The following is a 24,487-nucleotide window of genomic DNA, read 5'->3' as shown; positions in this document are numbered from 1 at the left end:
CGCCCGGCCGTAACAACGGCCGGGCGCGGTCATTTATGTTGCTTTGTTATGATTCTGTCGCTTTTTTTCAAAGATAGGTCCAGATTCTTGCCTGCTGCAATCACCGGAGAGTATGATGAAAACAGAACAAAAAAGGAGTGATGCGGAGATGGAACAGATCGTGCAGACGCGCAGCGTCCCTGTGATGGGAAGCTATGACGTTGTAGTGTGCGGGGGAGGCCCCGGTGGCTGGGTCGCAGCGGTAGCCGCTGCGCGCGCAGGCGCCCGTACCGCGTTGGTAGAGCGCTATGGGTTTGTGGGCGGTATGGCTACGGCGGCCCTTGTAGTGCCGATCAGCGTATTCACCTACAACGGACAGCTGGTATGCGGGGGGATTCCCTGGGAATTCGTACAGCGTATGGTGGAAGCCGACGGAGCGGAGGTAGAGCATCCGTTGGGGAATATTTCCCATGATCCGGAATGCTATAAATTGATCGCGCAGCGGATGCTGCTGGAGAGCGGCGTTGATTTGCATTTTCACGCAGTGCTCACAGGCTGCGTCCGGGAGGACAGCAGGATAACGCATGTGATTTTGGACACCAAAAGCGGTCCCAGGGCGCTGGAGGCAAAATATGTGATCGACAGCACCGGAGACGGCGATCTCTGCGCTATGGCGGGTGTGCCGATGCAGGAAAATACAATGCCGCTTCAGCCGCCTTCCCTGTGCTTTTGTATCGGCGGCGTGGATACGGACGCTCTGGAGCTGATCCATCATGAAAAGCAGGGGCTCAATTATCACAATCTGCGCGTCCAGACAAAGCTGCGTGAATTGGCTGAGACGGAGGATGTTCCAGTATTCGGCGGCCCTTGGTTTTGCAGTATTCACCGCGACGGCAGAGTAATGGTGAACATGACCAGGACGCCCGCGGATATGCTGGACCCTGCCCAGGCGACCCGTGCCGAATGCAGGCTGAGGGAGGACGTACACGCTTTTGTAGCGTTGCTGAAGAAATATTTTCCGGAATTCAAAAACGCAGAACTGCTGTTTACCGCCGCGCAAACGGGCGTGCGCGAGACCCGGCATATAAAAGGCGAACATGTTCTCACCGGAGAAGAATATTTGAATGCCGTACATTTTGAAGACGCCGTAAGCCGGGGAGCGCATCCCATTGACATCCATACCGCGGGTGACACGACGCAGAAGTGCCAGTTTCTAAAGAACGCGGCCTATATCCCTTATCGTTCCCTGATCGTCCCGGGCTTCGACAATCTGCTGGTGGCGGGGCGTTGTTTTTCAGCCGACCAGGTGGCTTCAGCCTCGGTGCGGGTGCAGGCCTCGGTGATGGGGCTGGGCCAGGCGGCGGGCTGTGCCGCCGCCCAGTGTGCCTGTGCGGGCACGAGCGTGCACAAAGCCGATGTGCACACGCTGCAGGCCATGCTGCGCAAATGGGGTGCGCTGATTTAAAGGAGCGTCAGGGCTTTCAAAAAGCAAAGCAGGCGAATAGATTGCATGGGCATAGGAAATGAGGGAAGAGGATGACGACAGTCGACTACAAAAAAACGTACCGGTGCTGGGCTCTTATGAGGTCGTGGTAGCAGGGGCAGGCCCGGCGGGGATATGTGCGGCGGTGGCAGCGGCCCGCAGCGGGGCGCGCGTGGCGCTGGTGGAACGTTACGGAGTATTGGGAGGAAATCTGACGGCCGGTTATGTCGGGCCGATATTGGGTATGGTCGGCAGTGGGACCATGCGGGATGAGCTGATGGCCTTGCTGGGGGTACCGGAGAATGATATGATCGGAGAGGTGGGCGTCGCCCACGATATGGAACAGGCCAAACGGGTTCTGGCCGAATTTGTTTCATGTGAGAATCTTGATGTGTTTCTGCAGACGCCCGTCGTGGACGCGCTTATGGCTGGCGCCTCTCTGGAAGGGCTGCTGGTGGCAACCAAGGAAGGGCTGCGCGCCATGGAGGGGAAAATCGTGATAGACGCCACCGGGGATGGCGACGTGGCCTGGTTTGCGGGCGCTCCTGTGGAAAAGGGGCGCGCCGATGGACTGATGCAGCCGGTGACGCTGGAATTTACACTGGATGGTGTGGACGAGAGCCGGGCTGTGGCATGTATTGGCGACGTAGACGATGTGGAGCTGAACGGTGAGCGGTTTCTTGATTACTGTGCGCGCTGCGCGCGGCAGGGGCTGCTGCCGGAGCAGCTGGCGGCTGTGCGGCTGCACCGTACCACGCATCCCGGACAGCGGCAGGTGAACACGACACAGCGCAACGGCATAGACGCTACTTGCGTGCGTGCGCTTTATTCCTCGGAGCTGGAGCTGCGCCGCCAAATCGACATACTGGTGCATTTCTTTCGGGAGAATCTGCCCGGGTATGAAAAATGCAGGTGCATTGCCAGCGGCGCTACGCTGGGCGTGCGGGAAACACGCCGTGTGATGGGGGAGTATACTGTTACTGCGGAAGAATTGGCGGCGGGAAAGCGCTTTTCTGATGTGGCGGTACACAAGGCCGAGTTCATCGTGGATATCCATAATCCGGAAGGAGCGGGCCAGGCGGAGGAAAGGATACAGTATGTAATGCCCTACGACTTGCCTTACCGCTGTTTTGTGCCGCTCAAGGTGGAGAATCTGCTCACTGCAGGACGGTGCATTTCGGGCACACACCGGGCGCATGCATCTTACCGGGTGATGTCAATTTGCATGGCGATGGGCGAGGCTGTGGGGATGGCGGCGGCACTGTGTGTTCGGGAAGGCTGTACGCCCCGCACTCTGGATGTGAAAAAACTTCAGGCGGCGCTGGAATCAAAAGGAGTAGATTTGTACAGCAAATAATGACGGTATGAAAAAACGGGCGGTAGCATTTTCAGCTGCCGCCCGCTTTCTTTAATGAATAATGCAAAAGCCTCCCGCCGGGAGGCTTTTGCGTGTGACCAAGCTATTGCCCCAGATAAGCTCCCTGCTGCAGCAGAAGGCTGCGCAGTGCCTGAGCGTCGACACGGGACGGATCGCAGGCGCCGGATGCGGCCATAGCTGCGGCGGTTCCCGCCGCCTGGCCGAACACAAGACAGCAGGGAATCATACGGATGGCAGAGCCGGCCATTGCGTCGGCGGAAATGGAACGTCCCGCCACCAGAAGATTGGAGATTCCGCGCGGGATAAGGCAGCGGTAAGGAACACCAAAAAACGGACCGTTTTCCAGCGTATAGTAGGTGCCGCCGGGATCGTTTTTATTGTGGGTATCCATATTGGTCGCCATGACGGCGATGGAATCATCCGGTACACGGCAGGCCCGCACGTCGTCAACGGTGAGCCGGTATAATCCGTCGACATGCCGCGTTTCGCGGATGCCGATGGTAGCTGCAGTGTCAAGGAAACGCGCGTTTTCAAAGCCGGGCGCGTATTTTTTCAGAAATCCGAATACCTGGTGCGCCTGGCGCAGTCCCTCCAGTTCGGCGCGGGTCAGATCCTCCGCGTTTGTACCGTCCACATCCAGGATTCGGGTAACGTTCAAACGGTATTCCCCGGCTGCGGGGCTTTCAAACAGACACACCTCGCCTCGGGGCACGTCGCCCCATTCTGCGGCTTTCTCCCGGATCAGCCAGCTGAAAGGCCCGTAAAACGGGCGTATTTCATCCCGGTGTTCCCGAATGTGCGCTTTGAGGCGGGGCGTATCCACATTGCCGACACGGAAAAACAACGTGGCTGGCTGCATATTGCCGTCCTCCACGCGCCCAAGTTCAAATTTTACGCCCGAGCGTGCAGCAACGTCTGCGTCGCCGCTGCAGTCGATCACAACTTTGGCACGAAACAGAAACAGGCCGGATTTATTGGCGGCTACGACACCGGTGATGCGGCCGTTTTCTTGCAGTACATCTATAAACTGGGTGTGCAGCAGCAGCTTTGCACCGCTTTCAGCAAGCATCTGTGTACATACCAGTTTAAAGCACTCATGGTCAAAGGGGCCAACATGGGCGTGGCCGATTTTATAAAAGCCGGAAAACGGTTCTTCCGCCTCTACATCGGCCGGATCAACGGCGCCGCCCAGAGTTTTCATACGGGCCACAACCTCCTCAAAGATACCCCGGATGACCATTTTCTTGTTTTGTGCATCATAGCAGGTCATAAACGGACCGACGAGGCCGGTTGTGGCCTGGCCGCCTACACATCCGTTCTGATCAAACACAAGGGTCCGGGCCCCATTGCGGGCCGCACAGACAGCGGCACCGATACCGGCGGGGCCGGCGCCGACTACCAGAACGTCTACATTTTCAGCAACGGATAGTTGCCTGGTAAAGGATACGGTCTCCATTGTTTACCTCCGCTCTTTTGTTCTGCCTGAGGTGCGGGGTCAATAGCGGCCCCGCCTGGTCTGCCCCGGGCGCGAATATTTTGTGGAAACTCCGAAAGAATCCAGGATCAGGGCTTGTTTGACATCCTGATGATCCTTGTCATACCATAAATTGTGCTGTTCCTGCGGATCGTTTTCCATGTCGTACAACTCTCCGAATTGGATGCCGTGATAAACGCTGAGTTTGAACCGTCCGTCGTAATACATGGTTGCGTAGCAGCTTTCGGCCGGTTTGCCGGCCGCCTGAATTTCTCCAGGGGCGCGAAGTCCGTCGTAGTTCATATCCACCTCCAGCGTATCGTAGAACTCAGCGCGCACGAATTTGCGCGGCGCCGGCGCGTTCTGCCCTGTGAGGACGGGAACGAGGGAGCGCCCATGGGTGTCGGCTGGTGGGATGCCGCACAGGTCGGCGATGGTGGGGGCCAGATCGGTTTGTTCCACTAGGCCGCCGTACACGGCGTTTTGCCGGAAGGTACCGGGCAGGGAAATAATAAGCGGGACGTGTGTAATACCCTCGTAAAAGCGGCAGCCTTTATGGGTAAGCCCATGGTCGCCGAGCATTTCACCGTGATCGGAATTGAAAATAACGATGGTGTTTTCCCGCAGCCCCATTTCGTCCAGTGCGTCAATGATGCGTCCGTAGTGTCTGTCGATCAATTCTATCATCCCGTAATAGGACGCCTTGTTCCTCCGCATCGCATCGTCTGTGGGATGGGCCGTACTTTGAAAGAAAAAATCTTTAAGGTTATTGTTCAGAGCGAGGTCGGCATCGCTGTAAATGGGGTCGGGCAGATTGCGGGCAAGATATTTCTCCACCAGGTCCGCCGGCGCGTCATAAGGCGGGTGAGGGTCGTAGCAGTTGACCGATAACAGCCATGGCTGCTCGCAGGCGGACCGTTCCCGTATAAAGGAGACGGCTTTTTCCGCCAGCCATGCGGTTTGCCGCAGCTCCGCAGGAGCGTCGGAGCGGTACCAGTGATAATCGTGCTTTTCATCGGAGGTAAAAATATCATGCCAGTCCACACCTTTTTGGTTCAGCCATTCCACATAGGGGTTGCCGGGGCTGTTCAGGTGATGCCCGGACGCGAGATTGTAACAGAAATAAGAATAGCCGTCATCCATGCGTGGCTCGTAATCGTTCCAGGCCGAGGTGATATGCAGTTTCCCGACGAGCCCGCAATAATATCCGGCGTCGGCAAGGCGTTTTGTGATCAGCGTGCAGTGCTCCGGCAGGTTGCACGCCCCATTGATATTGGCGTTGATCGAAGACGGATAACGCCCTGTCAGGAAACTGGCGCGGCTGGGTGTGCAGATGGGGTTTTGGCAGTATGTGTTGGTGAAAGCGACACCCTGGCGGCACAGGCGGTCCAGGTTGGGCGTATCAATGAATGAATTGCCCAAAGCATGGATCGTGTCCCACCGCTGTTGGTCTGTGCAAAGCCAAAGGATATTGGGCCTTTTGTCCATAGCAATTCCTCCGTTCTTATCTGCAACCTTCCACAAAAAAGGGGCCTGAGGCCCCTTTTGGTGCGGTTGGAATATGGTCAGCCATAAAAACTGTCGTACCAGGCCTGCAGCTCAGCCTGAACTGCATCGCCGCCGGCATTTTTCCAGTCCGCCTGGAAAGTGGGAAGATCGTCCAGCGTTTTGCTCCCGGCCAGAATTTGCAGGATATAATCGTTCATGCTGCTGAACAGTGCTGTATTGTATTTGGCATAGTTTTCGGTGGCAGGCTTAAAGGCGAAATCATTGTTTACAAAAATTTCAGGCGTATTTTCGTTGGCATACAAAGTAACAGCTTCGAAACCTGCCCACTGGGCGTCGGATTTGCGGACGCGGGACGGCCATTCGGTTGCGAACTCTTCCTCGTTGGTAGAGTCGATATACCAGTAGGAATTGCCGCGCTCCTCGGCAAAAATGGGGTTGATGGGGGCGATGCCGCCGTCTTCATCATAGTTAAAGTGAGTTCCTTCCACACCGATGTTGATATAAAGCTGGTTTTGCTGCTTCAGGTTGATCCAGTTCACGGCATCGGCGGCGTTTTCCGAGCCGCGCAGAATGACAGTGACAAAGTTGATGGCTTCCGTGCGCATGTATTTGCAGGTACCGTCAGAGCCTTTCAGTGCGCCGATGTATCCGAGGTCATCGTAAGTGAGGCCCAGAGTCTCAAGCATGGTGGGAGTGGTCTCGCCCAGGCCGTTGCGGTTGATCTGAGCGATGATCGCCTTGCCGCCTGCAAGCTTTTCCTGCACGGTGGACGAGGTGTTTACGGCCCAGTCGGGGTCAAGCAGACCCTCCTGCTGGCACTTAGACAGAAATTCGATCATCTTTCCGAAGTTTTCATGCTCCGTCATATAATATACATTGCCGTCCTCATCTACCATCCAGTCGTTGTAGATGCCGAACGCCGCGGCAATGGCCTGCGGGAAGATCCAGGTGCCGTTGCCTTCCGAGGCGGAACGGTACGGGCCAGAGAAGATGATGTATTGATCTCCGAAATGTTCTTTTAATTTTACGAGACAGTCATAAAATTCGTCGATCGTGGTTGGGATGGCCTCGATGCCTGCCTCCTGCATCAGATCCCAGCGGCATACCATAAAGCCCTGCACCTCCTGGGCATAGGGATATTTATAAGGAATGCCGTAAATGTTGCCGTCCTCGCCGGAGACAGCACGCCAGGAATCCTCGGATACACCGTTCAGGATATCCTGGCCATAGACGTCCAGCAGATCGTTCAGGGGCATAAGGGCACCCTGGCTCATCAGTGTCTGGAACTGGTCGGGCGAGCACTGGATGATATCATAGGAGGCGCCGCCGGCAACCTCCATCACAAGCTTTTCGTCGGCATTCTCGGCCGGCAGAGCATAATATTCCACATCATAACCCGTGGTCTCTTTGAGAACGTCCACCATGATATCGGTGGTGGGGTCCCATGCAACGTTATACCCCAGACGCTTTAATGTTACGTTGCCCGGGCCCTTCAATGCGGGGACGTTTGCGCCCGCCGTGCTTTGGCTGGTGCCGGATGTGTCCGTGCCGGACGGCGAAGCGCTTCCGGCGCCTCCGCAGCCTGCAAGGCATGTGAGCAGAAGCGCTGCGGTCAGCAGAATAGACAATGCTTTTTTCATCTTGTTACCTCCTGTTTTGATCGATTCGACTATCTCCTACCGGTGCATCCCGGAATGGATCCAAAAAGGTTATCCCTTGACGGAGCCGATTGTGATGCCCTGTACCATAAACCGGGCCACAAAGGGATAAAGGGCGACAATGGGAATGATGGACAGCGTGACGGCGGCCGCGACCATGCCTTCGGAAGTGATATTGGCCATGTAGTTGTTGCTGGCGAGATTTTGAATAAAATCCTGGCTGTTGTTGATGATATTGTACAGGTATACCTGAAGGGTGTTCATATCCGGGGACCGGGTATACATCATCGCATGGAAATAATTGTTCCAGTAATTGATCGCATACAGCAGGCCGACGGTGGCGATCACCGGTTTGGACATGGGGCACACGATGGACACCAGCGTGCGCAGATCTCCGGCGCCGTCGATCCGGGCGGATTCCTCTACACTTTCAGGCAGGCTTTCAAAATAATTTTTCACAATGAACATATTGAACTGCACGATGGCGAAAGGCAGGATGCAGGCGGCATAGGTATCCAGCAGCCCCAGGCTTCGTACGACCATATAAGCGGGGATCATACCGCCGAAAAACACCATGCTGATGACATACAGCAGTGAAACGACCCTGCGCCCCTTGAAGCCGGGCTTGGAAAGGGGATAGGCTGTCGTAATCGTCGTAAACAGGCTGAGCAGTGTACCTGCTCCCGTAACGATGAGAGAATTTTTCAGCGCCGTAAAAAATGAAGTCTGGGTCAGCACATACTTGACGGTCTCAAGCTGGAACCCAACGGGCCAGAAGTAAACGTTGCCGGCTGTGACGTCCGGCCCATTGCTGACAGCCTTGCTGATGACGTGCAGACAGGGCAGGATGGCGATAAGACTCAGCAATGCCATGGCTATGTAGGCAAAGCCGGACAGGAATTTTTCACTGCCGGACAGGGGAATGCCTTTTTCACGGTATAGCGGTTTCTTTTTGGTATTTAACATTTTATTGCATCCCCTTTCTTACCAGATGCTGCGTCCCAGCAGCTTGCGGCTTATCGCATTGGCGCTTACGATCAGAACAAACGCCACCACGGAGTTGAACAGTCCCAAAGCGGTGGACAGAGGGAAATCCATCTGCCCCATACCCAGACGGTATACATAAGTCTGGATTATATCTGCAACTTCATATACGGCAGGATTGTAAAATACCAGCACCTGCTCAAATCCCGTTTCCAAAATATAGCCCACCTTGAGAATGAGCATTAGGACGATGGTGGGCAGCAGGCCGGGCATGGTGATGTTCCAAATCTGGCGCCATTTGCTGGCGCCGTCCACGCGGGCCGCCTCATACAGCGTTATATCGATCCCCGTGATGGCCGCCAGATAAATGACCGTATTGTAGCCGACTTCTTTCCAGCCTTCGGTAAACACCAGCACGCTGCGGAATACACTGTTATCGGTAAAGAATCCGATGCGCGTGCCGCCCATCGCGGTGATAGCGGTATTGATGATGCCGTAAGAACCAAACAGCGAATAAAAAATACCGAAGATGACGACCCATGAAAAGAAATAGGGCATATAGATAGCGGTCTGGGCAAATTTGCGGTAGGTAGCGCGGCGGATCTCGTTGAGAAGTATCGCGCAGATGATAGGGATGGGAAACAGCCAGAGGATCTTCAATCCGTTGATGATCAGCGTGTTGGCCAGCACTTTCGTAAATTGGGAACTGGCGAACAGGCGCCGGAAGTGTTCAAGCCCCACCCAGTCGCTCAAGCCGATGGCGTCGATGGGGTTGCTGCCCAGAAAAATATTGTAGTCCTTGAAAGCGATCAGAATACCATACAGCGGCGCGAGTTTATAAATAAAAAGGAAAAACAAGCCCGGTATCAGCATCAGATACAGCATGGGATGATGCTTTACATACACAAAAAAACTGTGGAGTTTATGCCGCAATCCGGTTTTGGCTCTCAGTCCGCCGGACGGTACAGCCGTTGTGTCAAGTGCCATCTTCATTGTAAAACCCTTTCTTTCCATTCAGCTGCCGGAGCGTTCCGGGCTGTTTGTTCTCTGATATCAATTGTAGTACGGGCCAGCGTTGTGGTAAATATCACAAAATTTCGTTTTCTAGTCCGTTCTTTATGTAATTGTTGCTCAATTCAAAGACGTTGTAGACTTCTTACAAAAATACGCCCATGCCTTTCGGCATGGGCGCAGAAGAAATGAAACAGAATCAAAAAAATGAAACAGAGCCGCCTTCGCGGCTCTGCGGACGACCTCGTACAGGAGCGTTCAATCGCTGTCATGGGGCTGCACCGGAAGTTCAATCATCACACAGGTGCCGATGCCTTCGCGGGCGGAGATATAAAACTTGCATTTCCCCTGGCCGAAGATATCGAGCCGCTTATGTACATTGGCTACGCCGTAACTTTTGCTGGTGCGGATATCCAGCTCGGTCAGCTTCTGTGCCGTTTCGGGCGCCATCCCGTTGCCGTTATCCTCGATCTCTACACCGAAAGCGCGGGAGGAACGCCATGCGCGGATGACCAGACGCTTTTCCGTTTTGTCACAGTACAAAATGCCGTGGAGCAATGCGTTTTCCACCAGCGGCTGGAGCGAAAGTTTGGGGATCAGGCATTCCATTGCAGCCTGATCCAAATCATACTCCACCTCAAACTGATGGGAGAAGCGTTTTTGCATGATACCGAGGTAGGTGCGGGTAAGATCCAGCTCGTCGGACAGCGGTACGATGGCTTCGCCTTTATTGATGCTCATGCGCAGATAGCGGGAGAGCGCGTTCACCATCCATACGCTGTCATCCGGATTTTTGTCCAGGATCATCCACTTGATGACATCCAGCGTGTTGTAAAGAAAATGCGGCTTGATCTGAGCCTGCAGCGACTCCATTTGATATTCGGAAATAGCCAGCCTGTCGCGGTAACGGGCGTCCACAACAGCGGCGATGGAGCGTACGATCTGCTCGGTATCGCGTTCCAGCGTGATGAGGCCTCCTTTGCGGCGTCCCGCGCAGGAAGCGGTATTTCCGGTCCCGTTTTCGGCATCCAGCGTATGGATGGCTGCGTTGAGGCGGCTAACGGTACGGTTGAGATTGAGACTGTAGGCTGCCGTGACGGCGATGATAAACAAAATCAGACACGCGACTACCCACATGGATACAATGGTGTTTACCGCGCCGGAATCCATGGTGTAGACCTGTGCCCGCGGCATGGAGGAGATAACATACCATTCCGTCGTTTCAAGCCGGCTGAATGCAAGGATGACGTCCGGTTCAAGCAGATAACCGGAGCCCAGGCTGCACACCTGCTCCATCAGCGACGGAGGCAGGGCCGTTTCACCCAGATGCGCGTCGTCTGTGTGCGCCAGAATACGGCCCTGCGCATCCGCAAGGAACATTTCGTCATGGTTGGTGCTGCCTGCGGCAAATATCTCATGAAATTGAGAAACGCTCACATCGGCAAAAAGCACACCGCACAGCTTGTCGTAATCCGCCTGGCTTTTCAGCGCCACAGCACAGGAAACAACGGCGGTGGGCTCGGATATGCCCAGGCTGACAAGGTGTGTTCCGTGCCAAAATACGCCGCCTTTTTGATAAACGGACCCGTTTTCTCCAAGGCTGGACAGAGGGTCCAAGGAGTAAAGCGTTGTTTTCTGGCCGGAATAAATTTTTTCGTCGGGCACATACAGCCGCAGGCGCGTGATCATATGCTTGTCCAGCTGTTCAGACAGCGCGCGGCGTATCTTGGCGTATTCTTCCAGTTGCACGGCTGTGTCCGCGTCTGAATTGAGATAGGGATACAATGTGCCGATCAATGCCGATGCGCTCTCTTTGACCTGTTCAAAACGGTAATCGATGTTGTTGCGGGTCTGCCCGGCGGATACCAGCATTTTTTGACACAGCTCCGCTTCCATGGCTTGGGCGGTGTTGCGGGTGTAGTAGAATACGGCCAGCGTCAGAAGCACCAGCGCAGCCAGCAAAAGCACGAACATCAGCAGACGGGCGGCGCTGCGGGCACGGCCGAGCCGGACGCCGCCGTTTGCGGGACGCCTGAAGCGGGCGGTCGCCTGTTTCAAAGCTGCTCCGCCTCCTTTTCGGCCGCGGGGCGGGCGTTCAGCATGATGTTTTCGCGGTATTCGCCCGGCGTTTGGCCCGTGTACTTTTTGAACAGGCGCGAAAAATAACTGGGGGAAAGGTATCCCACCTTATAGCATACGTCATACAGATGAATGTTTGTCTGCGCTAAAAATTCTTTGGCTTTGTTCAGCCGCTCCTGCGTGATGTATTCGTTGATGGTCTTTCCTGTGGCCTGCTTGAACAGCACACACAGATAGGTGGGCGTAAGATATACGGCTTCTGCGAGGCTTGTTACTGAAAGCTGCTCCATATACTGCGCGGCGATGATCTCCCGCACGCGCTTGATGACCGTATTTGTGTGAGGCGTGCTCATTTTTTGCAGGTGCAGGGTCAAATCTTCATATACGGAAGCAAGCATCGCCTCCTGCTCTCCCAGGCTGTTGCATTGCAGAAAGCTGGCCGTCAATTTAAGGTGTGAGGCATAGGGGCCCATATTTTCCGTGCGCATATTGGTCATCAGGCGCGTGGGCAGCAAAAGAAGGAAAAGCATGAAATTCTGCTGCTCGTCCTCGCCGGGCAGGGCGCGGATGCCGGCAACGGCGCGCTCCAGCGCCAGATGCACCGCCGCCGTATCTCCATTGAGGATGCTGTCACAGATCTCTTTTTCCGCTTGTTCGCGAAGAGTGCGTCCGCTGCCGTCGTCCTCATATTTTTTGATGGAGATCGGGATATCCTTGCCGATCAGGTAACAGCGGCTGATTGCCTCGCAGGCATTGGCGTAAGCGGAGCGTACGCTGCGCAGCCCGCGGAACGGCTCGCTGATGCCGATCATGGTATCCAGTTTCATTTCGCTGCGTATGCGCGCCTGCAGATGCTCGGCCACGCTCAACAGGTCTTCTTCGTATTCGTCATGTTCTACGTCCAAAATGGCGATGTATTCGGAAAGCCGCCCTTTGAACACGACATTGACGCCGTATTCCGCCAATACGCGGGCAAACAATTCTTCCAGCGCCATACTGAAGGTGATGCGGTCTTTTTCAGGCATGCTGCCCATGGTGAGCCATTTTGATTTTGGCTGAAGCCGCAGTACCAGCACGGCGTAATGTGTCTGGCTGTTCAAAGGAATGCCCAGGAATTCGATGCTTTGCAGAATGTCCTCCTCACTTTCGTCATTGTTCTGCAAAAGATCGCACAAACGGCGCTGGCGCAGCAGCGGCATGCTTTGTTCCAGCTTTCGGGCCATGTCTTCCAGGGCCAGCTGCTGGGAAGACCTCTGGTCCAGCATGGCCACCACTTTGGTGATCACCGCGTCCAGTTCGTCAATGTCGATGGATTTGAGGATATAGTCTACGGCTTCCATCTTCAGAGCATCACGCAGATATCCCACATCTGCATAGCCGCTGATAAATATGATTTTGACGCCGGGATAGCTCTCCAGCACATTTTTGGCCAGTGTGATGCCGTCCATATGGGACATCCGCACGTCTGTGACGATGATGTCAACTTCATTCCGGCGGACAAAATCCAGCGCTGGGACGCCGTCGTCGAATACCCCGGCCACTTCCACACCGTGCTTGCCCCAGTTAAAGTGCGTTACAAGCCCACGGCGAACCGTTTCCTCATCGTCTGCGATAATGGCTTTGTACATCTTTACCGTTCCCTTCCGCGGTTTTGCCGCGCGCTCAAAGTGTTTGCAGGTATTCTTCGATCCACGGGATGGCCGAGCCCAGGGCGGCCGCTTCTTTTTTATAGGCACAGGCCTTGAGATAGCCGGCGTCCGGCTCGAAGGTGTTGCGGAAGGCCGCGCGGCGGCGCAGCCCGGCCAGCTCTGCATCCATGTATCGGCCTACATAGCCTCCAAGAATCACGTCGCAGTCCAGCATCATGCGCAGGTTGTTCACTACGACGGCTACGTTGTCCAGATAAGCGTCCCACACGCTGCGCAGCGCGGCGTCACCCGTGTGCAGCCGCAGGAAGAAATCTTTCAGGCTGCCGCCGGTGTGGCCGTGCAGCAGGCCGGCGCGGCAGTAGGCGTCCACACAGCCGCTTTTGCCGCAGTAGCACGGCCGCCCGCCGGGAACCAGCGTGGTGTGCCCCACCTCGCCGCTGCGCAGGTTGTGCCCCAGATACAGCCTGCGGCCGATGAGCACCGCGCTGCCCACGCTGTTGCTCAGGGAGAGATAAACCGCGTCCCGCAGAGAGACGTCGGCCCAGGCCTCGGCAAGGCAGCCGGCGTTTGCGTCGTTTATCATGCGGCAGGGCAGGCCGAGATATTGTTCGAATTCATCGGCCCGCAGTCCCTGAATGGAAAGCGCGTGGGAGCGCAGGACGAGGTCCTGCCCGCTGCCGATGATGCCGGGAATGGACAGGCCGACGCCCAAAACCGATTGCCGGGGCAGCTCCGCGCACAGCTCGCTGATGAACGCGGCGAGCGCCCGAAAATAGGCGGGCGTACGCGTAAAGGCCAGAGTGCGGGTTTGCGTGCGCGTCACCTGGCCGGAGAGATCCACAGCCACCAGGCTGACATGGCGCAGAGTGATGTCGGCCCCGACAACGTACCGCGCGCCGGGACAGGCGCTCCAGGCCCGGGGCTTGCGTCCGCCGGTGGAACTGAATTCCCCGCAGGGCTGCACCAGGCCGTGGCCCTCCAGGCGGCGCAGCAGAGTAATGGCCGTGGGCGTGCTCACCGCCAGAGCGTTCGCCATCTCCTGTGTGGAAAAACGTTCTTTTTCCATGGCCCATGCAGCCGCCTGCGCCGCCCGCCCGCGCTGTGCGCCGAAAAGATTTACTGTCTCCATCCTGAGTGCCTCCCGCCTGTTTGTGGTTTTACTGTAACACATTCAAAACACTTTGTAAAATCGTTTTAAAAACTTGACAAAAAGAAAGACTCATTCTTGGAGATTCCAACAAAATTGGAAGAGACCGCTTGACAACGCATCAAAAAAGACGCATTCTAATGCTGGAATCTTTTTAAACTGAGTTAAAAAAGTTTTGGGCATGGGAACATGCGGAAAGGATGGATCGACGATGAAGGGAGCTTTTTTTCTGGGCAACCGGGAATTTGAAGTCCGGGATATGGAAAAACGGCCGCTGGCCGCGGACGAAGTGCGCATTCGCGTGATGGCGTGCGGCGTGTGCGGTACAGATGTCCACATTTACCACGGCGAGGCGGGCTCGGCCGAAGTGACGCCGCCGGTGGTTCTGGGACACGAATATGCGGGTATTGTAGAAGAAGTAGGCGCGGATGTGAAAGGTTTGGTGCCGGGCGATCATGTCGCCGTAGACCCCAATATTTACTGCGGCGCCTGCACGCCCTGCCGGGACGGTAAAAAGCAGTTCTGTGAGCATCTGCAGGCGCTTGGCGTCACCCGGGACGGCGGGTTTGCACAGTACAGCGCAGCGCCGGCGGCACAGTGCTTCAAACTGGCACCGGAGCTGCCCTTTGAGGCAGGAGCCATGGCCGAGCCGCTGGCGTGCTGCCTGCACGGTATCGATGCCGCGGGTATACGGCCCGGCAGTACGGTATGTGTGATCGGTGGGGGAGCCATCGGCCTGCTGATGGTGCAGCTGGCCCGCCTTTCCGGCGCGGCGAAGGTCATTCTCAGTGAGCCGGTGGAACTGCGCCGCAGCGCCGGGCTGTCCGTTGGAGCGGATCTGGCTGTCGACCCGCTCCGGGAGGACCTGTCCGCCCGTGTGCGGGAGGCTGCGGGCAAAAGCGGCGCGGATGTGGTGATTGAATGTGTGGGGAACACGGCGGCCACACGCAGTGCCTTCGAGGCCGCGGGCTTCGGCGCGACGGTGCTGCTGTTCAGTGTGCCCGCGCCTACGGCTACGGTTCCGCTGCCGTTGTTCGACGTATACAAAAAAGAGCTTGCCATCCGCGGCTCTTTCATCAACCCGGATACGCATCTTCGGGCTGTGGAATTGCTGAGTGCGGGGCGCATCAATGTGGAGCCGCTCATCACCCACACGTTCGGCATCGGGGAAATGGAGCAGGCGATCAAAATGCAGATGGGCGGCGAATCCATCAAAGTGATGGTGCTGCCAAACAAACGCTGAACGCGTACAAACGGGAGAGGATGATTCAGAATGCAGAAAATGCTGCAGCAGGTGATGACGGCGCCGGGGCACATCGAGTTCCGGGAGGCGCCCGTACCCGCACCCAACGCGGGCGAGGTATTGGTAAAGATCATGAAGATCGGCGTGTGCGGGTCGGATATCCATGTGTATCACGGCGAGCATCCGTTCACAAAATATCCGGTCACCCAGGGCCACGAGGTGTCGGGGAAAATCGCGGCGTTGGGCGAGGGCGTGACGGGATTTGCCGTAGGGCAGAAGGTGACCATCGAACCGCAGGTCTACTGCGGCCGGTGCCATCCGTGCACGCACGGCAAGTACAATCTGTGCGAGGAGCTTCGGGTGATGGGGTTCCAGACGACAGGCACAGCCAGTGAATATTTTGCCGTGGACGCGGGCAAGGTGACGCCTTTGCCGGAAACGATGACATACAGCGAAGGCGCGATGATAGAGCCGCTGGCCGTGACGGTACATGCGGTGCGGCGCGCCGGGGATGTGCGCGGACAGAAGATCGCCGTGCTGGGTGCGGGGCCCATCGGCATCCTGCTGGCCCAGAGCGCAAAGGCGCTGGGCGCGGCGCAGGTGCTTATCACCGACATCAGCACGCCGCGGCTGGAATTGGCAAAAGCATGCGGCGTGGATTTTGCAGTGAATACAAAAGAACACGGCTTCGGTGAAGCACTGGCGGAATGCTTCGGCCCGGACAAGGCGGATGTGATCTACGACTGCGCAGGCAACGATACGACCATGGGACAGGCCATCCGGCACGCGCGCAAGGGCAGCACGATCATCCTTGTGGCGGTGTATGCGGGTATGGCAAACGTGGACCTTGCGGTGCTCAACGACCATGAACTGGATCTGAACACGAGCATGATGTACCGCCATGAGGACTATCTTGAGGCCATTCGCCTGGTGAACGAAGGCAAGGTTCGGTTGGAGCCGCTGATGAGCCGGCACTTCCCGTTCCGGGATTATCTGGCGGCATACCGGTACATCGACGCGAACCGGGAGACGACGATGAAAGTGCTTATCGACGTGGATGAGAGCGAGGCGTGAACGTGGGAAAAATCGCGGAAACCATAAATGGCCTGCAGCACATCGGCCTGCCTACAAACGACCTGGAGAAAACGGTGGCCTTTTACGAAGGGCTGGGCTTCTCCGTTGCGCTGCGTACGGTCAACGAAGCCGCAGGGGAACAGGTAGCCTTTTTGCAGCTGAAAGAACTGATGATCGAAGCCTATCAAACCGGCCGCGCGGCCGGCAGGGCCGGGGCTGTCGACCATATCGCGCTGGACGTCGCGGACGTGGATACGCTGTTCGTGCTGCTGCGGGACGGTGGATACGAGCTGCTGGACGACGCAGTGCGGTTTCTTCCTTTTTGGGCGCGGGGCGTGCGCTTTTTCACCATCCTAGGCCCCAATGGGGAAAAGGTGGAATTCAGCCAAAAACTTTGAGGAGGAAAGTATGTTTGATATCGTGGCGCTGGGCGAGAGCCTGATCGACTTTACACCCAGCGGGGAAAACAGCCAGGGGATGGCGCTGTTTGCGCGCAACCCGGGCGGCGCGCCTGCCAATGTGCTGGCAATGGCCGCAAAGCTGGGCGGCAAAACCGCATTTATCGGCAAGGTGGGGGACGACGCTTTCGGCGCGTTTTTGAAAAAGACGATGGAGGATGCTGGTGTGGACGTGCGCGGTCTGCGTATGACGCGGGAATATCCCACGACGCTGGCCTTTGTGCAGCTGACGCCGGAGGGCGACCGAAGCTTCACGTTTTACCGCAAGCCGGGTGCGGACGTGATGCTCGCGCCTGCCGAAGTGGACAGGGCGCTGCTGCGGGACTGCCGTATCTTTCATTTTGGTTCTGTTTCGCTGACGGACGAGCCGTGCCGCACGGCTACGCTGGAGGCGGCGTGGGAGGCAAAAGCAGCGGGGGCGATGATCAGTTACGACCCAAACTACCGTCCGTTTTTGTGGGACAGCGCCGAGCGGGCGAGAGAAGCGCTGCTGGCCGCGCTGCCTCTGGCGGATATCGTGAAAGTATCGGAGGAAGAAATGGAACTGCTGACGGGCGAAGTGCAGCTGGCGGCGGGAGCGGACGCGCTGGCGTCCCGGGGCGCGGCGCTGGTTCTGGTGACGCTGGGGCCGCGGGGCGCGTACTACCGTGCTGCGGCGGGCCGCGGGCTGCTGCCTGCCTGCGAAGTGGACACGGTGGACACTACGGGCGCGGGCGACGCTTTTCTGGGAGCGCTGCTGTCGTGCCTTGCGGGCAAGACGCTGGAAGAGCTGCGGATATTGCCGCAGGCACAGTGGGAGCGCATTGTCGCGTTTGCAAACGCAGCGGGCAGCCTGACCACCGCGGCAAAGGGGGCCATCCCGGCCATGCCCGCGCGGGAGCAGATCCTGCGGCTGTGCGGCGAATGACGAACAGCCTGCGCGTTTTTTCATGCGCGGCATGCAAACAGGGCCTGTGCCCCCATTGTGGAGCACAGGCCCTGTTTTTATGCCGGTCACTGCGCAAAGGTGACCGTGCCGTTTTCCAGCGAGGCGATTACGGCCAGCGATTCCAGGCGCACTCCCGCTGCCCGCACCAGCGCGCCGCCGCCCTGCTGCTGCTTTTCAATGACGATGCCGCAGCCAGCGCACTGCGCGCCCGCCTGCCGCACGATGTCGATGAGGCCTAGCAGCGCCTGTCCCCGGGCGAGGAAATCGTCCAGGATGAGCACAGTGTCCTGCGGGCCGAGAAATTTTTTGGATAGCTGCACATCGTAGGTAATGTCCTTGGTGAAAGAATGGACCTTGGCGGTATACAGCGCACCGTCCAGATTGCGCGAACGCGTCTTTTTGGCGAAGATGACGGGAACGCTGCCGAAATGCTGCGCGGCAATGGCAGCAATACCGATGCCGGACGCCTCGATGGTAACGATTTTGGTGATGGCCGCTCCGTCGAAACGGCGGCGGAATTCACGCCCGATCTCATTCAGCAGCGTCACATCCATTTGGTGGTTGAGAAAGCTGTCCACCTTGAGTACGCCGCCTTCTTTCACCTGCCCGTCCCGCAGGATCCGCTGTTTTAAAAGCTCCATATCCGGTTGCCTCCGTACCTGTTGTTTTTGACATTGTAGCACAGCTGTGCGCCTTTGGCCAGACACGTCGGTCGCCGGTATGCACGCGGGCGGGGATAGGGCAGCCCTCCGCTGCCACGCGCATTCCGTGCGCGATGGGCTTGAGGGCGTTCAACCATGCAGAACCGTAGCGCATGCGGCTCTGCTGTGGCCGCTGCATCGTGTCGTTGAAGCAAGATCTGAAAAATGTTATGATACGTATAGTATAGAAAAGAAAAGGAGGAGCGCAATGTCTTTCCGCGAACCAATGGCCCATGTCCGGTATGGCAAAAATACGGAACTGGCGGGCGCGACACCCGGCGTGGTGCGCCCGATGTCCACCCGAGAGGCGGACAAGGCGTACCGCAAGGCCTGGCGGAAAAACAATCCGGCCTGGTATACGCGCCTGTGGCGCTTCCTTGCGAAAAAGCGCTGAGCCTGCTCCGCCGGAAAGCGGCACACGGAAAAAGCGCGTGGAACATTCCACGCGCTTTTTCCGTGCATGTCAGGAGAAAAGATTCTTGACCCGGTCCCAGAAGGAGGCGTCCGGGGTTTTGTCCTGCGGTGCGGCCTCCGAATCTTCCGTGTCGGAAGAGGATGTCGTTTCCTCCTCCGGCAGACCGGCTGTTTTCATCACGAATTTTACATTGGCACGCACGCCGTCCGCACTGCCCGTGTAAGAGGTGTAACTCTGCGCGCGGGTTTCCAGCGCCTTCAGCACGTCCTGCAGCGCGGAGGTGTCGGCGGAGCCCGCAAGCTCGGTCAGCTTTCCGATGGCCTGGCTGGCATAGGTGTCCAGCCCGTCCTGCAGCTGTGCCGCGCCGTCGTTCAGGCTCCCCGCGCCGGTGCGGAATTGGCCGATGGCGTCACGGACTGTTTTGCTTGCGCCGGAGAGCTGCGTCAGGCCGGCGCTCAGGCTGGAGGCGCCGTTGCTCAGCTGTGCCGCGCCGGCGGTGAGCTGCGCCGCGCCGTCGCGAAGGGAGGCCGCGCCGTCCTGCGCGCTCTGCGCGCCGGCCGCCAGAGCTCCGGCCGCTCCTACAACAGTGTTCTGGTCCGACGGAGCGTCGGTGTTGTACAGTGCGTCCGTCAGGGATTTTACCGAACCCATCATCGTTTGCGCGTCGCCGGAAAGCTGTTGGAACTGCAGCAGCATGGCCTTCAGCGCTGCGGTGTCCAGCCCGTTCAGTGCGGCGGTCACCTGGTTTACGGCGGCCTCCTTTTCGGGAGCCATCGCGGCCACAATCTGTCCGGCCGCTGCGTCGGCATCCACGGTCACATTGCCGGTAACGGCTTTGCCCACCGCGCCCTGAACCATGCCTGCCGCATCCACCTTGGCAGCCGCGCCCTGAGCCGCTCCGGCGGCCTCCGCAATGACGGCGTTCATTTCGTCAGATGTCATTTTTCCGCTGTCCACATAGGGCTGCAGCGCGGCTGCCAGCGCGGAGGAAACATCCTGCGCGGCTTTGGATGCAACGCCCTGCGCCGCGGCCGGTGCTGCCTGCGCAACGGCTGCGTCCGCAGCCTGCAGTGCGCCGCTCTTTACAGCGTCGCCCACGCTTTGGGCGGCGGCTTTCGCCGCACCCTGTGCAGCGCCGTCAAACACCTGGCCCACACCTGCGCCGAGCTGCTTTTTCAGCGCGTCCACATCGGGCAGCTGCACATGGCCGAGCTGGTCTGCCAACGCGTCCATCTGCTGCTGCAGGGCTGCCTGCTGCGCGGCGGCACCCTCCAGAGCGGGTACGAGAGTGCCGTTCAGCCGGCCGGCCAGCTGCTGTGCGCCGTTGTTCAGCTGCTGTGTGCCATCCGCCAGCTGCTGTGTGCCGTTGTCCAGGCTTTTTGCACCGTCCAGCAGGTTCTGCGCGCCGCTCTGCACCTGCTGCGCGCCGCTGAGAGCATTGTCCAGGCCGGTGTCGAAGGTGGCGTAGCTGGCGGCGAATTCGTCCATTTTGCTCTGCAGCGTGCCCGTAGCCTCATGCAGTGTGGCTGCGCCGCTCTGGAGCTGCGCGGTCGCATCCTCGAGCTGGCTCATCTGGCCGGAGAGGTCGGGAATGTCCAGCTCTGAGGTCAACTGGTCCATGCTTGTGGCTGCGGCCAGCATAAATGCCGGAGGTGTACAGTCTTTTACGTCCGCCTCGATGACCAGTTCGTCCAGCATGTAATCTTCAAGACCGGACAGCGCTTCCGGCAGCAGACCGCCGAAGGTCTCGGCCATGCCCGGCATGGCGAGAAAGCAGACGAGCTGCGTTTTTGCGTCCGTCTGCACGGTGCCGTGCTGTGCGGCAATGTTGGTATAGGAGCCCGTGGGCAGCGTGGCCGCGGCCACAGTGAAAAACGGCGTGTACACCTTGCGCCGGCTGCCGGCAATCTCCATTTCCTGTCCCTCGTTGTTGGTCAGAGCCAAGCGCATCACAAGGTGTCCGCTTTTGCCCGCCAGCGCATCGGCGGTGATGGACCGGCCGTCCAGCGTATAGGTAATATCCACGGTCACGGGAGGCGTCTGCGTTGTGGTGCCCTGATAATAAATATCGTTGTCCTCGGTGGTCCAGGTCAGGTTTTCGCCGTCCTGCGCGGGCAGCACGTCGCTTTTCAGGTTGGTGATGCCGGAGAGTGTGCTGCGGTCCGCCGCAGCGTCAAAGCCGGTATCGCTGTGCAGCCAGTCGCTGACGATCTGTTCGCTCACCGAACCGTCCGGGTTCAGGATCAGAAACACATTTTCGTCTTTCGTCACGCCCTCTGTGGGCTGTTCGGCAAAGGCGGGCAGGGCGCAGGTGACGGCCAGTGCCGCGCTTACCAGAACGGCCGTGGTTTTCTGCAATAACTTTTTCATACGGTTTTCGTCTCCTTTTCTTTGCTGAGCCAATGGTAGGTGGTTTTCCGGATGAGAGGCGCCGTCAGGATAAGCAGCGCGGGCAGCACCAGCAGAATCACAAGCATGCTGATGAGCGCGCCGCGGCTGATGAGACGGCACAGGCTGCTGATAAGTTCCATGCGGGAAGCCAGTGAAACGCTGAAGGTTGCCGCGAAAAACGTCAGTCCGCTGGTGAGGATGCTCTGGCTGCACTGCTCCACGGCCGTCTGCACGGCGTCCTTGGTGGAGCGCCCCGCATTCAGCTCTTCCCGGAAGCGGGTGGTCATCAGGATGGCGTAGTCCACCGTTGCGCCGAGCTGGATGGTGCCGATGACGATGCTGGCCACAAAGGGCAGCGTCGTGCCGGTAAAATAGGGGATGCCCATATTGATCATAATGGCACTTTCGATGGCGGCCACCAGAAGCACCGGAATGGACGCTGAGCGGAATGAAATGGCGATGATGAGGAAAACCGCTGCGATACTGGCGATGCTGACGCTGCGGAAATCCACGTCCGCCACTTCGATCAGGTCTTTTGTCATTGCACCCTCTCCGGTAATCACGCCGTTGGGGTCGTAACGCTTGACAATGGCGTTCAGAGCGTCCAGTTGGGCGTTTTGAGCTTCGGTGCCGCTCTCATAGCTGGAATTGGCCAGCAGCATCTCGTGGCCGCCTGCGCAGAAGATCTGACGCACCTCGGTGGGCAGAACCTCCCGGGGAACGCCGCCGCCCAAAAACTTTTCATAGCTGAGCACCTGGCGGATGCCGTCCACCTGCTCGATCTCATCGGTGAGCGCCTCCATGTCGCGGGCCGGCAAGCCGTCGTCCACGATGATGAAATGGGAAGTCGTCATGCCGAAGTCCTCTTTCAGGCGGCTGGTACCCTGAATCCCCGCGAGGTCCTGCGGCAGGCTGTCGAATAGTGTGTAGTATACAGGCGTTTTCGCCTGCGCCACGCTGAATGGAATGAAGCAGAGCACGAACACTGCGAGGATGGGAATATACCGGCGCACCACGAAACGGGAGGTACGGCGCAGCTTAGGGATGAAGGTACGGTGGGTATGCCGCGCGATGGAGCGCCGGAACGTAAGGATGAGCGCGGGCAGGATCGTCACAGTGCTGACAACGCCCAGCAACACGCCCTTGGCCATTACGATGCCGATGTCGCGCCCCAGTGTCAGGCGCATGGTGCACATTGCGAGGAAGCCTGCGATGGTGGTGAGCGAACTTGCCAGAATGGAGGAGAACGTCTTTTGCACGGCGCGCACCATTGCCTCGTCCTCATCCGGGCAGGAACGCTTTTCTTCCTCGAACCGGTGCAGCAGAAAGATGGAGAAATCCATCGTCACGCCCAGCTGGAGCACCGTGGCCAAAGCCTCGGTGATGTAGCTGATCTGCCCCAGAAAGATATTGGTGCCAAAGTTGTAGACAATGGGGAATACCATGCCCAGCATGAAGATGAGGGGTACAACCGTTTCTTTCATGCTGAGGAACAGCACCACCAGACACGCCCCCACGGCACACAGGATGTAGACGGGCATTTCCTGGTTTACCAGGGATTTTGTGTCTTCCAGAATGGCGGACATTCCGCCGATGAAGCAGTCCTTGCGCAGGATATCCTTGATGGTGCGCTGCGCCTGCATGGTCACGGCATGGGCGCTTGGGTTTTCGAACTGGACCAGCAGCAGTGTGGCGCCGTTTTCGCTGTAAAAGAATTTCTGGATGTCGGCCGGCAGCATTTCCTTTGGCGTAGTTACGTCCAGGATGTCGCTCGTCCACAGCACGTTTTTTACACCCGCAACAGCCTCCAGCTCACTCTTGAGGGCAAGTGTGTCCGCGGTGGACATATTCTCCACGGTGATCATGGAGGTGGAGGCCATGTTGAAATCGTCCTCCAGATATCCTTCGCCCACCATGGAATCCAACTCCGGCGGCAGATAGGTGAGGATATCGTAATTGATATAGGTGCCTGCGGCACCGAACACGGATGGGATCAGCAGCAGCACGGCGGCCGCCAGCACCGCTTTGCGGTGCCGTACCACCCAGCGCGCAAAATGTTCCATTGCTCAACGCTCCCTTTGAATTTTTGCGGCAGCCGATGCCGCGGATCAAACTGACCAACAGTCAACGTTGAATAGTATAGTCTTGTTATGACCGTTAGTCAATCCAATTAATGACCAATAGTCACAAAACGAAAACAATGACTTTTGGTCATTTTGCTGAACCGAAAGACAGCTCTTGCAATCGCCGCCGCGCGGGAGGTATACTAAAAGCGGGAAAGAACGGGGAAAATGCCGCGCCGCGGCGGAAAGGGGAAAACGCGTATGCGCGAACCGATGGAATCCCGCAAGGAACAAAAGCGTCAGAGCCTGCTGGACGCCGCCTACGCGTTGTTCACGGAAAAGGGCGTGGCCAAGACTTCGGTGGACGAGATCGTCCGCGGAGCGAACGTGGCCAAGGGCACGTTTTATCTGTATTTTCACGATAAGGATCAATTGCTGGGACAGCTGGTCTATAATATCTCGGCCCAGGTTCTGGAAGAAGCATACGAATGGCTGGATGAACGCCGCACGCCGGATTTTGTGGAGAACGTGCTGCTTCTTTTGGATTATGTGGTGGAATATTTCAAGCGCAACAAGCTGGTCCTTCGGCTTGTTGAGCGGAATTTTTCTTGGCCTATGGTGGCAAAACAGATGAGCGAGCGGCGCGGCCATCTTTGGGCGCGGCTGATGCGGGACCTGGAGGCAAGCCCGCTGGCGGCCCGGTATACAGAGGACGAGCTGTTCAAGATGATATTCGTCATCATCGAGATGCTGGGTTCCGTATGCTATTCCTCCATCATTGAGGGCAAGCCGGACACCGTGGACAATATGAAACCGGTGCTGTACGGCATCGTCCGCAAGATCCTGAGCTGAAGGAACCACAA

At 57.7% G+C, this 24,487-nt stretch carries 19 protein-coding genes; 8 read left to right on the top strand and 11 right to left on the bottom strand.

The window, feature by feature from the left end:
• The first annotated feature begins 148 nt into the window (after positions 1-148).
• Complete coding sequence (locus TQ39_RS04880) at positions 149-1,444, top strand: FAD-dependent oxidoreductase (RefSeq protein WP_009325225.1); 1,296 nt, start codon at positions 149-151, stop codon at positions 1,442-1,444.
• Between the two features lie 58 nt (positions 1,445-1,502).
• Entirely contained in the window at positions 1,503-2,819 is a 1,317-nt protein-coding gene (locus TQ39_RS04875; RefSeq protein WP_050004753.1) for an FAD-dependent oxidoreductase, read from the top strand.
• A gap of 103 nt (positions 2,820-2,922) precedes the next feature.
• Here TQ39_RS04875 and TQ39_RS04870 read toward each other — a convergent pair whose 3' ends face one another.
• From TQ39_RS04870 to TQ39_RS04835, 8 genes are all read right to left on the bottom strand, one after another.
• Complete coding sequence (locus tag TQ39_RS04870) at positions 2,923-4,296, bottom strand: FAD-dependent oxidoreductase (RefSeq protein ID WP_050004752.1); 1,374 nt, start codon at positions 4,294-4,296, stop codon at positions 2,923-2,925.
• Positions 4,297-4,335: 39 nt separating this feature from the next.
• Complete coding sequence (locus tag TQ39_RS04865) at positions 4,336-5,802, bottom strand: sulfatase family protein (RefSeq protein WP_050004751.1); 1,467 nt, start codon at positions 5,800-5,802, stop codon at positions 4,336-4,338.
• 77 nt (positions 5,803-5,879) lie between these two features.
• The gene (locus TQ39_RS04860) at positions 5,880-7,463 is read right to left on the bottom strand and encodes an extracellular solute-binding protein (protein ID WP_050004750.1); all 1,584 of its coding nucleotides are present in this window, start codon (positions 7,461-7,463) and stop codon (positions 5,880-5,882) included.
• Between the two features lie 69 nt (positions 7,464-7,532).
• Positions 7,533-8,447, bottom strand: coding sequence for a carbohydrate ABC transporter permease (locus tag TQ39_RS04855; RefSeq protein WP_050004749.1), 915 nt, complete (start codon positions 8,445-8,447; stop codon positions 7,533-7,535).
• Positions 8,448-8,465: 18 nt separating this feature from the next.
• On the bottom strand, positions 8,466-9,458 hold the full coding sequence (locus TQ39_RS04850; protein ID WP_009325219.1) for an ABC transporter permease: 993 nt from the start codon (positions 9,456-9,458) through the stop codon (positions 8,466-8,468).
• Between the two features lie 276 nt (positions 9,459-9,734).
• Entirely contained in the window at positions 9,735-11,534 is a 1,800-nt protein-coding gene (locus TQ39_RS04845; protein ID WP_050004748.1) for a cache domain-containing sensor histidine kinase, read from the bottom strand.
• Positions 11,531-13,183, bottom strand: a complete 1,653-nt coding sequence (locus TQ39_RS04840; protein ID WP_050004747.1) for a response regulator — start codon at positions 13,181-13,183, stop codon at positions 11,531-11,533. The genes TQ39_RS04845 and TQ39_RS04840 overlap by 4 nt, the downstream gene beginning before the upstream one ends.
• A gap of 34 nt (positions 13,184-13,217) precedes the next feature.
• A complete protein-coding gene (locus TQ39_RS04835; RefSeq protein ID WP_050004746.1) occupies positions 13,218-14,333 on the bottom strand; it encodes an ROK family protein in 1,116 nt (371 codons plus the stop codon).
• A gap of 229 nt (positions 14,334-14,562) precedes the next feature.
• Between TQ39_RS04835 and TQ39_RS04830 the strand changes: the two genes are divergently transcribed.
• Genes TQ39_RS04830 through TQ39_RS04815 form a run of 4 tightly spaced genes read left to right on the top strand, consistent with a single transcriptional unit; the run spans position 14,563 to position 18,033 of the window.
• Positions 14,563-15,594: a zinc-dependent alcohol dehydrogenase family protein gene (locus TQ39_RS04830; RefSeq protein WP_050004745.1), complete on the top strand. Its 1,032-nt coding sequence runs from the start codon at positions 14,563-14,565 to the stop codon at positions 15,592-15,594.
• Positions 15,595-15,633: 39 nt separating this feature from the next.
• Positions 15,634-16,668, top strand: a complete 1,035-nt coding sequence (locus TQ39_RS04825) for a zinc-dependent alcohol dehydrogenase (protein ID WP_050004766.1) — start codon at positions 15,634-15,636, stop codon at positions 16,666-16,668.
• The gene (locus tag TQ39_RS04820) at positions 16,665-17,066 is read left to right on the top strand and encodes a VOC family protein (protein ID WP_431978761.1); all 402 of its coding nucleotides are present in this window, start codon (positions 16,665-16,667) and stop codon (positions 17,064-17,066) included. The genes TQ39_RS04825 and TQ39_RS04820 overlap by 4 nt, the downstream gene beginning before the upstream one ends.
• A 10-nt stretch (positions 17,067-17,076) precedes the next feature.
• Positions 17,077-18,033, top strand: coding sequence for a carbohydrate kinase family protein (locus TQ39_RS04815; protein WP_050004744.1), 957 nt, complete (start codon positions 17,077-17,079; stop codon positions 18,031-18,033).
• Positions 18,034-18,119: 86 nt separating this feature from the next.
• Here TQ39_RS04815 and TQ39_RS04810 read toward each other — a convergent pair whose 3' ends face one another.
• Entirely contained in the window at positions 18,120-18,695 is a 576-nt protein-coding gene (locus tag TQ39_RS04810; RefSeq protein ID WP_050004743.1) for a xanthine phosphoribosyltransferase, read from the bottom strand.
• Between the two features lie 268 nt (positions 18,696-18,963).
• Between TQ39_RS04810 and TQ39_RS04805 the strand changes: the two genes are divergently transcribed.
• The gene (locus TQ39_RS04805) at positions 18,964-19,149 is read left to right on the top strand and encodes a hypothetical protein (protein WP_050004742.1); all 186 of its coding nucleotides are present in this window, start codon (positions 18,964-18,966) and stop codon (positions 19,147-19,149) included.
• 69 nt (positions 19,150-19,218) lie between these two features.
• Here the strand turns inward: TQ39_RS04805 and TQ39_RS04800 are convergent, their stop codons facing one another.
• On the bottom strand, positions 19,219-21,540 hold the full coding sequence (locus tag TQ39_RS04800) for a hypothetical protein (RefSeq protein ID WP_050004741.1): 2,322 nt from the start codon (positions 21,538-21,540) through the stop codon (positions 19,219-19,221).
• Positions 21,537-23,624, bottom strand: coding sequence for an efflux RND transporter permease subunit (locus tag TQ39_RS04795; protein WP_050004740.1), 2,088 nt, complete (start codon positions 23,622-23,624; stop codon positions 21,537-21,539). Before TQ39_RS04795 ends, TQ39_RS04800 begins: the two co-directional genes overlap by 4 nt.
• A gap of 261 nt (positions 23,625-23,885) precedes the next feature.
• On the opposite strand from TQ39_RS04795, the gene TQ39_RS04790 reads away from it, so the two are divergent.
• Positions 23,886-24,476 (top strand): TetR/AcrR family transcriptional regulator, encoded by a 591-nt coding sequence (locus TQ39_RS04790; RefSeq protein WP_050004765.1) that lies wholly within the window; start codon positions 23,886-23,888, stop codon positions 24,474-24,476.
• Positions 24,477-24,487 lie beyond the last annotated feature (11 nt).

The organism is Ruthenibacterium lactatiformans (assembly GCF_000949455.1).
GTDB classification, from domain to species: domain Bacteria; phylum Bacillota; class Clostridia; order Oscillospirales; family Ruminococcaceae; genus Ruthenibacterium; species Ruthenibacterium lactatiformans.
The sequence above is the reverse complement of the archived record's forward strand: the minus strand, read 5'-3'. Positions and strand labels throughout refer to the sequence as shown.

What these genes read in the sequence shown, in the direction of transcription:
- TQ39_RS04810 (WP_050004743.1), bottom strand. Translation starts at nt 18,695, where the DNA reads ATGGAGCTTTTAAAACAGCGGATCCTGCGGGACGGGCAGGTGAAAGAA.
- TQ39_RS04800 (WP_050004741.1), bottom strand. Translation starts at nt 21,540, where the DNA reads ATGAAAAAGTTATTGCAGAAAACCACGGCCGTTCTGGTAAGCGCGGCA.
- TQ39_RS04815 (WP_050004744.1), top strand. Translation starts at nt 17,077, where the DNA reads ATGTTTGATATCGTGGCGCTGGGCGAGAGCCTGATCGACTTTACACCC.
- TQ39_RS04795 (WP_050004740.1), bottom strand. Translation starts at nt 23,624, where the DNA reads ATGGAACATTTTGCGCGCTGGGTGGTACGGCACCGCAAAGCGGTGCTG.
- TQ39_RS04880 (WP_009325225.1), top strand. Translation starts at nt 149, where the DNA reads ATGGAACAGATCGTGCAGACGCGCAGCGTCCCTGTGATGGGAAGCTAT.
- TQ39_RS04840 (WP_050004747.1), bottom strand. Translation starts at nt 13,183, where the DNA reads ATGTACAAAGCCATTATCGCAGACGATGAGGAAACGGTTCGCCGTGGG.
- TQ39_RS04805 (WP_050004742.1), top strand. Translation starts at nt 18,964, where the DNA reads ATGTCTTTCCGCGAACCAATGGCCCATGTCCGGTATGGCAAAAATACG.
- TQ39_RS04825 (WP_050004766.1), top strand. Translation starts at nt 15,634, where the DNA reads ATGCTGCAGCAGGTGATGACGGCGCCGGGGCACATCGAGTTCCGGGAG.
- TQ39_RS04835 (WP_050004746.1), bottom strand. Translation starts at nt 14,333, where the DNA reads ATGGAGACAGTAAATCTTTTCGGCGCACAGCGCGGGCGGGCGGCGCAG.
- TQ39_RS04790 (WP_050004765.1), top strand. Translation starts at nt 23,886, where the DNA reads ATGCGCGAACCGATGGAATCCCGCAAGGAACAAAAGCGTCAGAGCCTG.
- TQ39_RS04850 (WP_009325219.1), bottom strand. Translation starts at nt 9,458, where the DNA reads ATGAAGATGGCACTTGACACAACGGCTGTACCGTCCGGCGGACTGAGA.
- TQ39_RS04870 (WP_050004752.1), bottom strand. Translation starts at nt 4,296, where the DNA reads ATGGAGACCGTATCCTTTACCAGGCAACTATCCGTTGCTGAAAATGTA.
- TQ39_RS04875 (WP_050004753.1), top strand. Translation starts at nt 1,503, where the DNA reads ATGAGGGAAGAGGATGACGACAGTCGACTACAAAAAAACGTACCGGTG.
- TQ39_RS04855 (WP_050004749.1), bottom strand. Translation starts at nt 8,447, where the DNA reads ATGTTAAATACCAAAAAGAAACCGCTATACCGTGAAAAAGGCATTCCC.
- TQ39_RS04865 (WP_050004751.1), bottom strand. Translation starts at nt 5,802, where the DNA reads ATGGACAAAAGGCCCAATATCCTTTGGCTTTGCACAGACCAACAGCGG.
- TQ39_RS04860 (WP_050004750.1), bottom strand. Translation starts at nt 7,463, where the DNA reads ATGAAAAAAGCATTGTCTATTCTGCTGACCGCAGCGCTTCTGCTCACA.
- TQ39_RS04830 (WP_050004745.1), top strand. Translation starts at nt 14,563, where the DNA reads ATGAAGGGAGCTTTTTTTCTGGGCAACCGGGAATTTGAAGTCCGGGAT.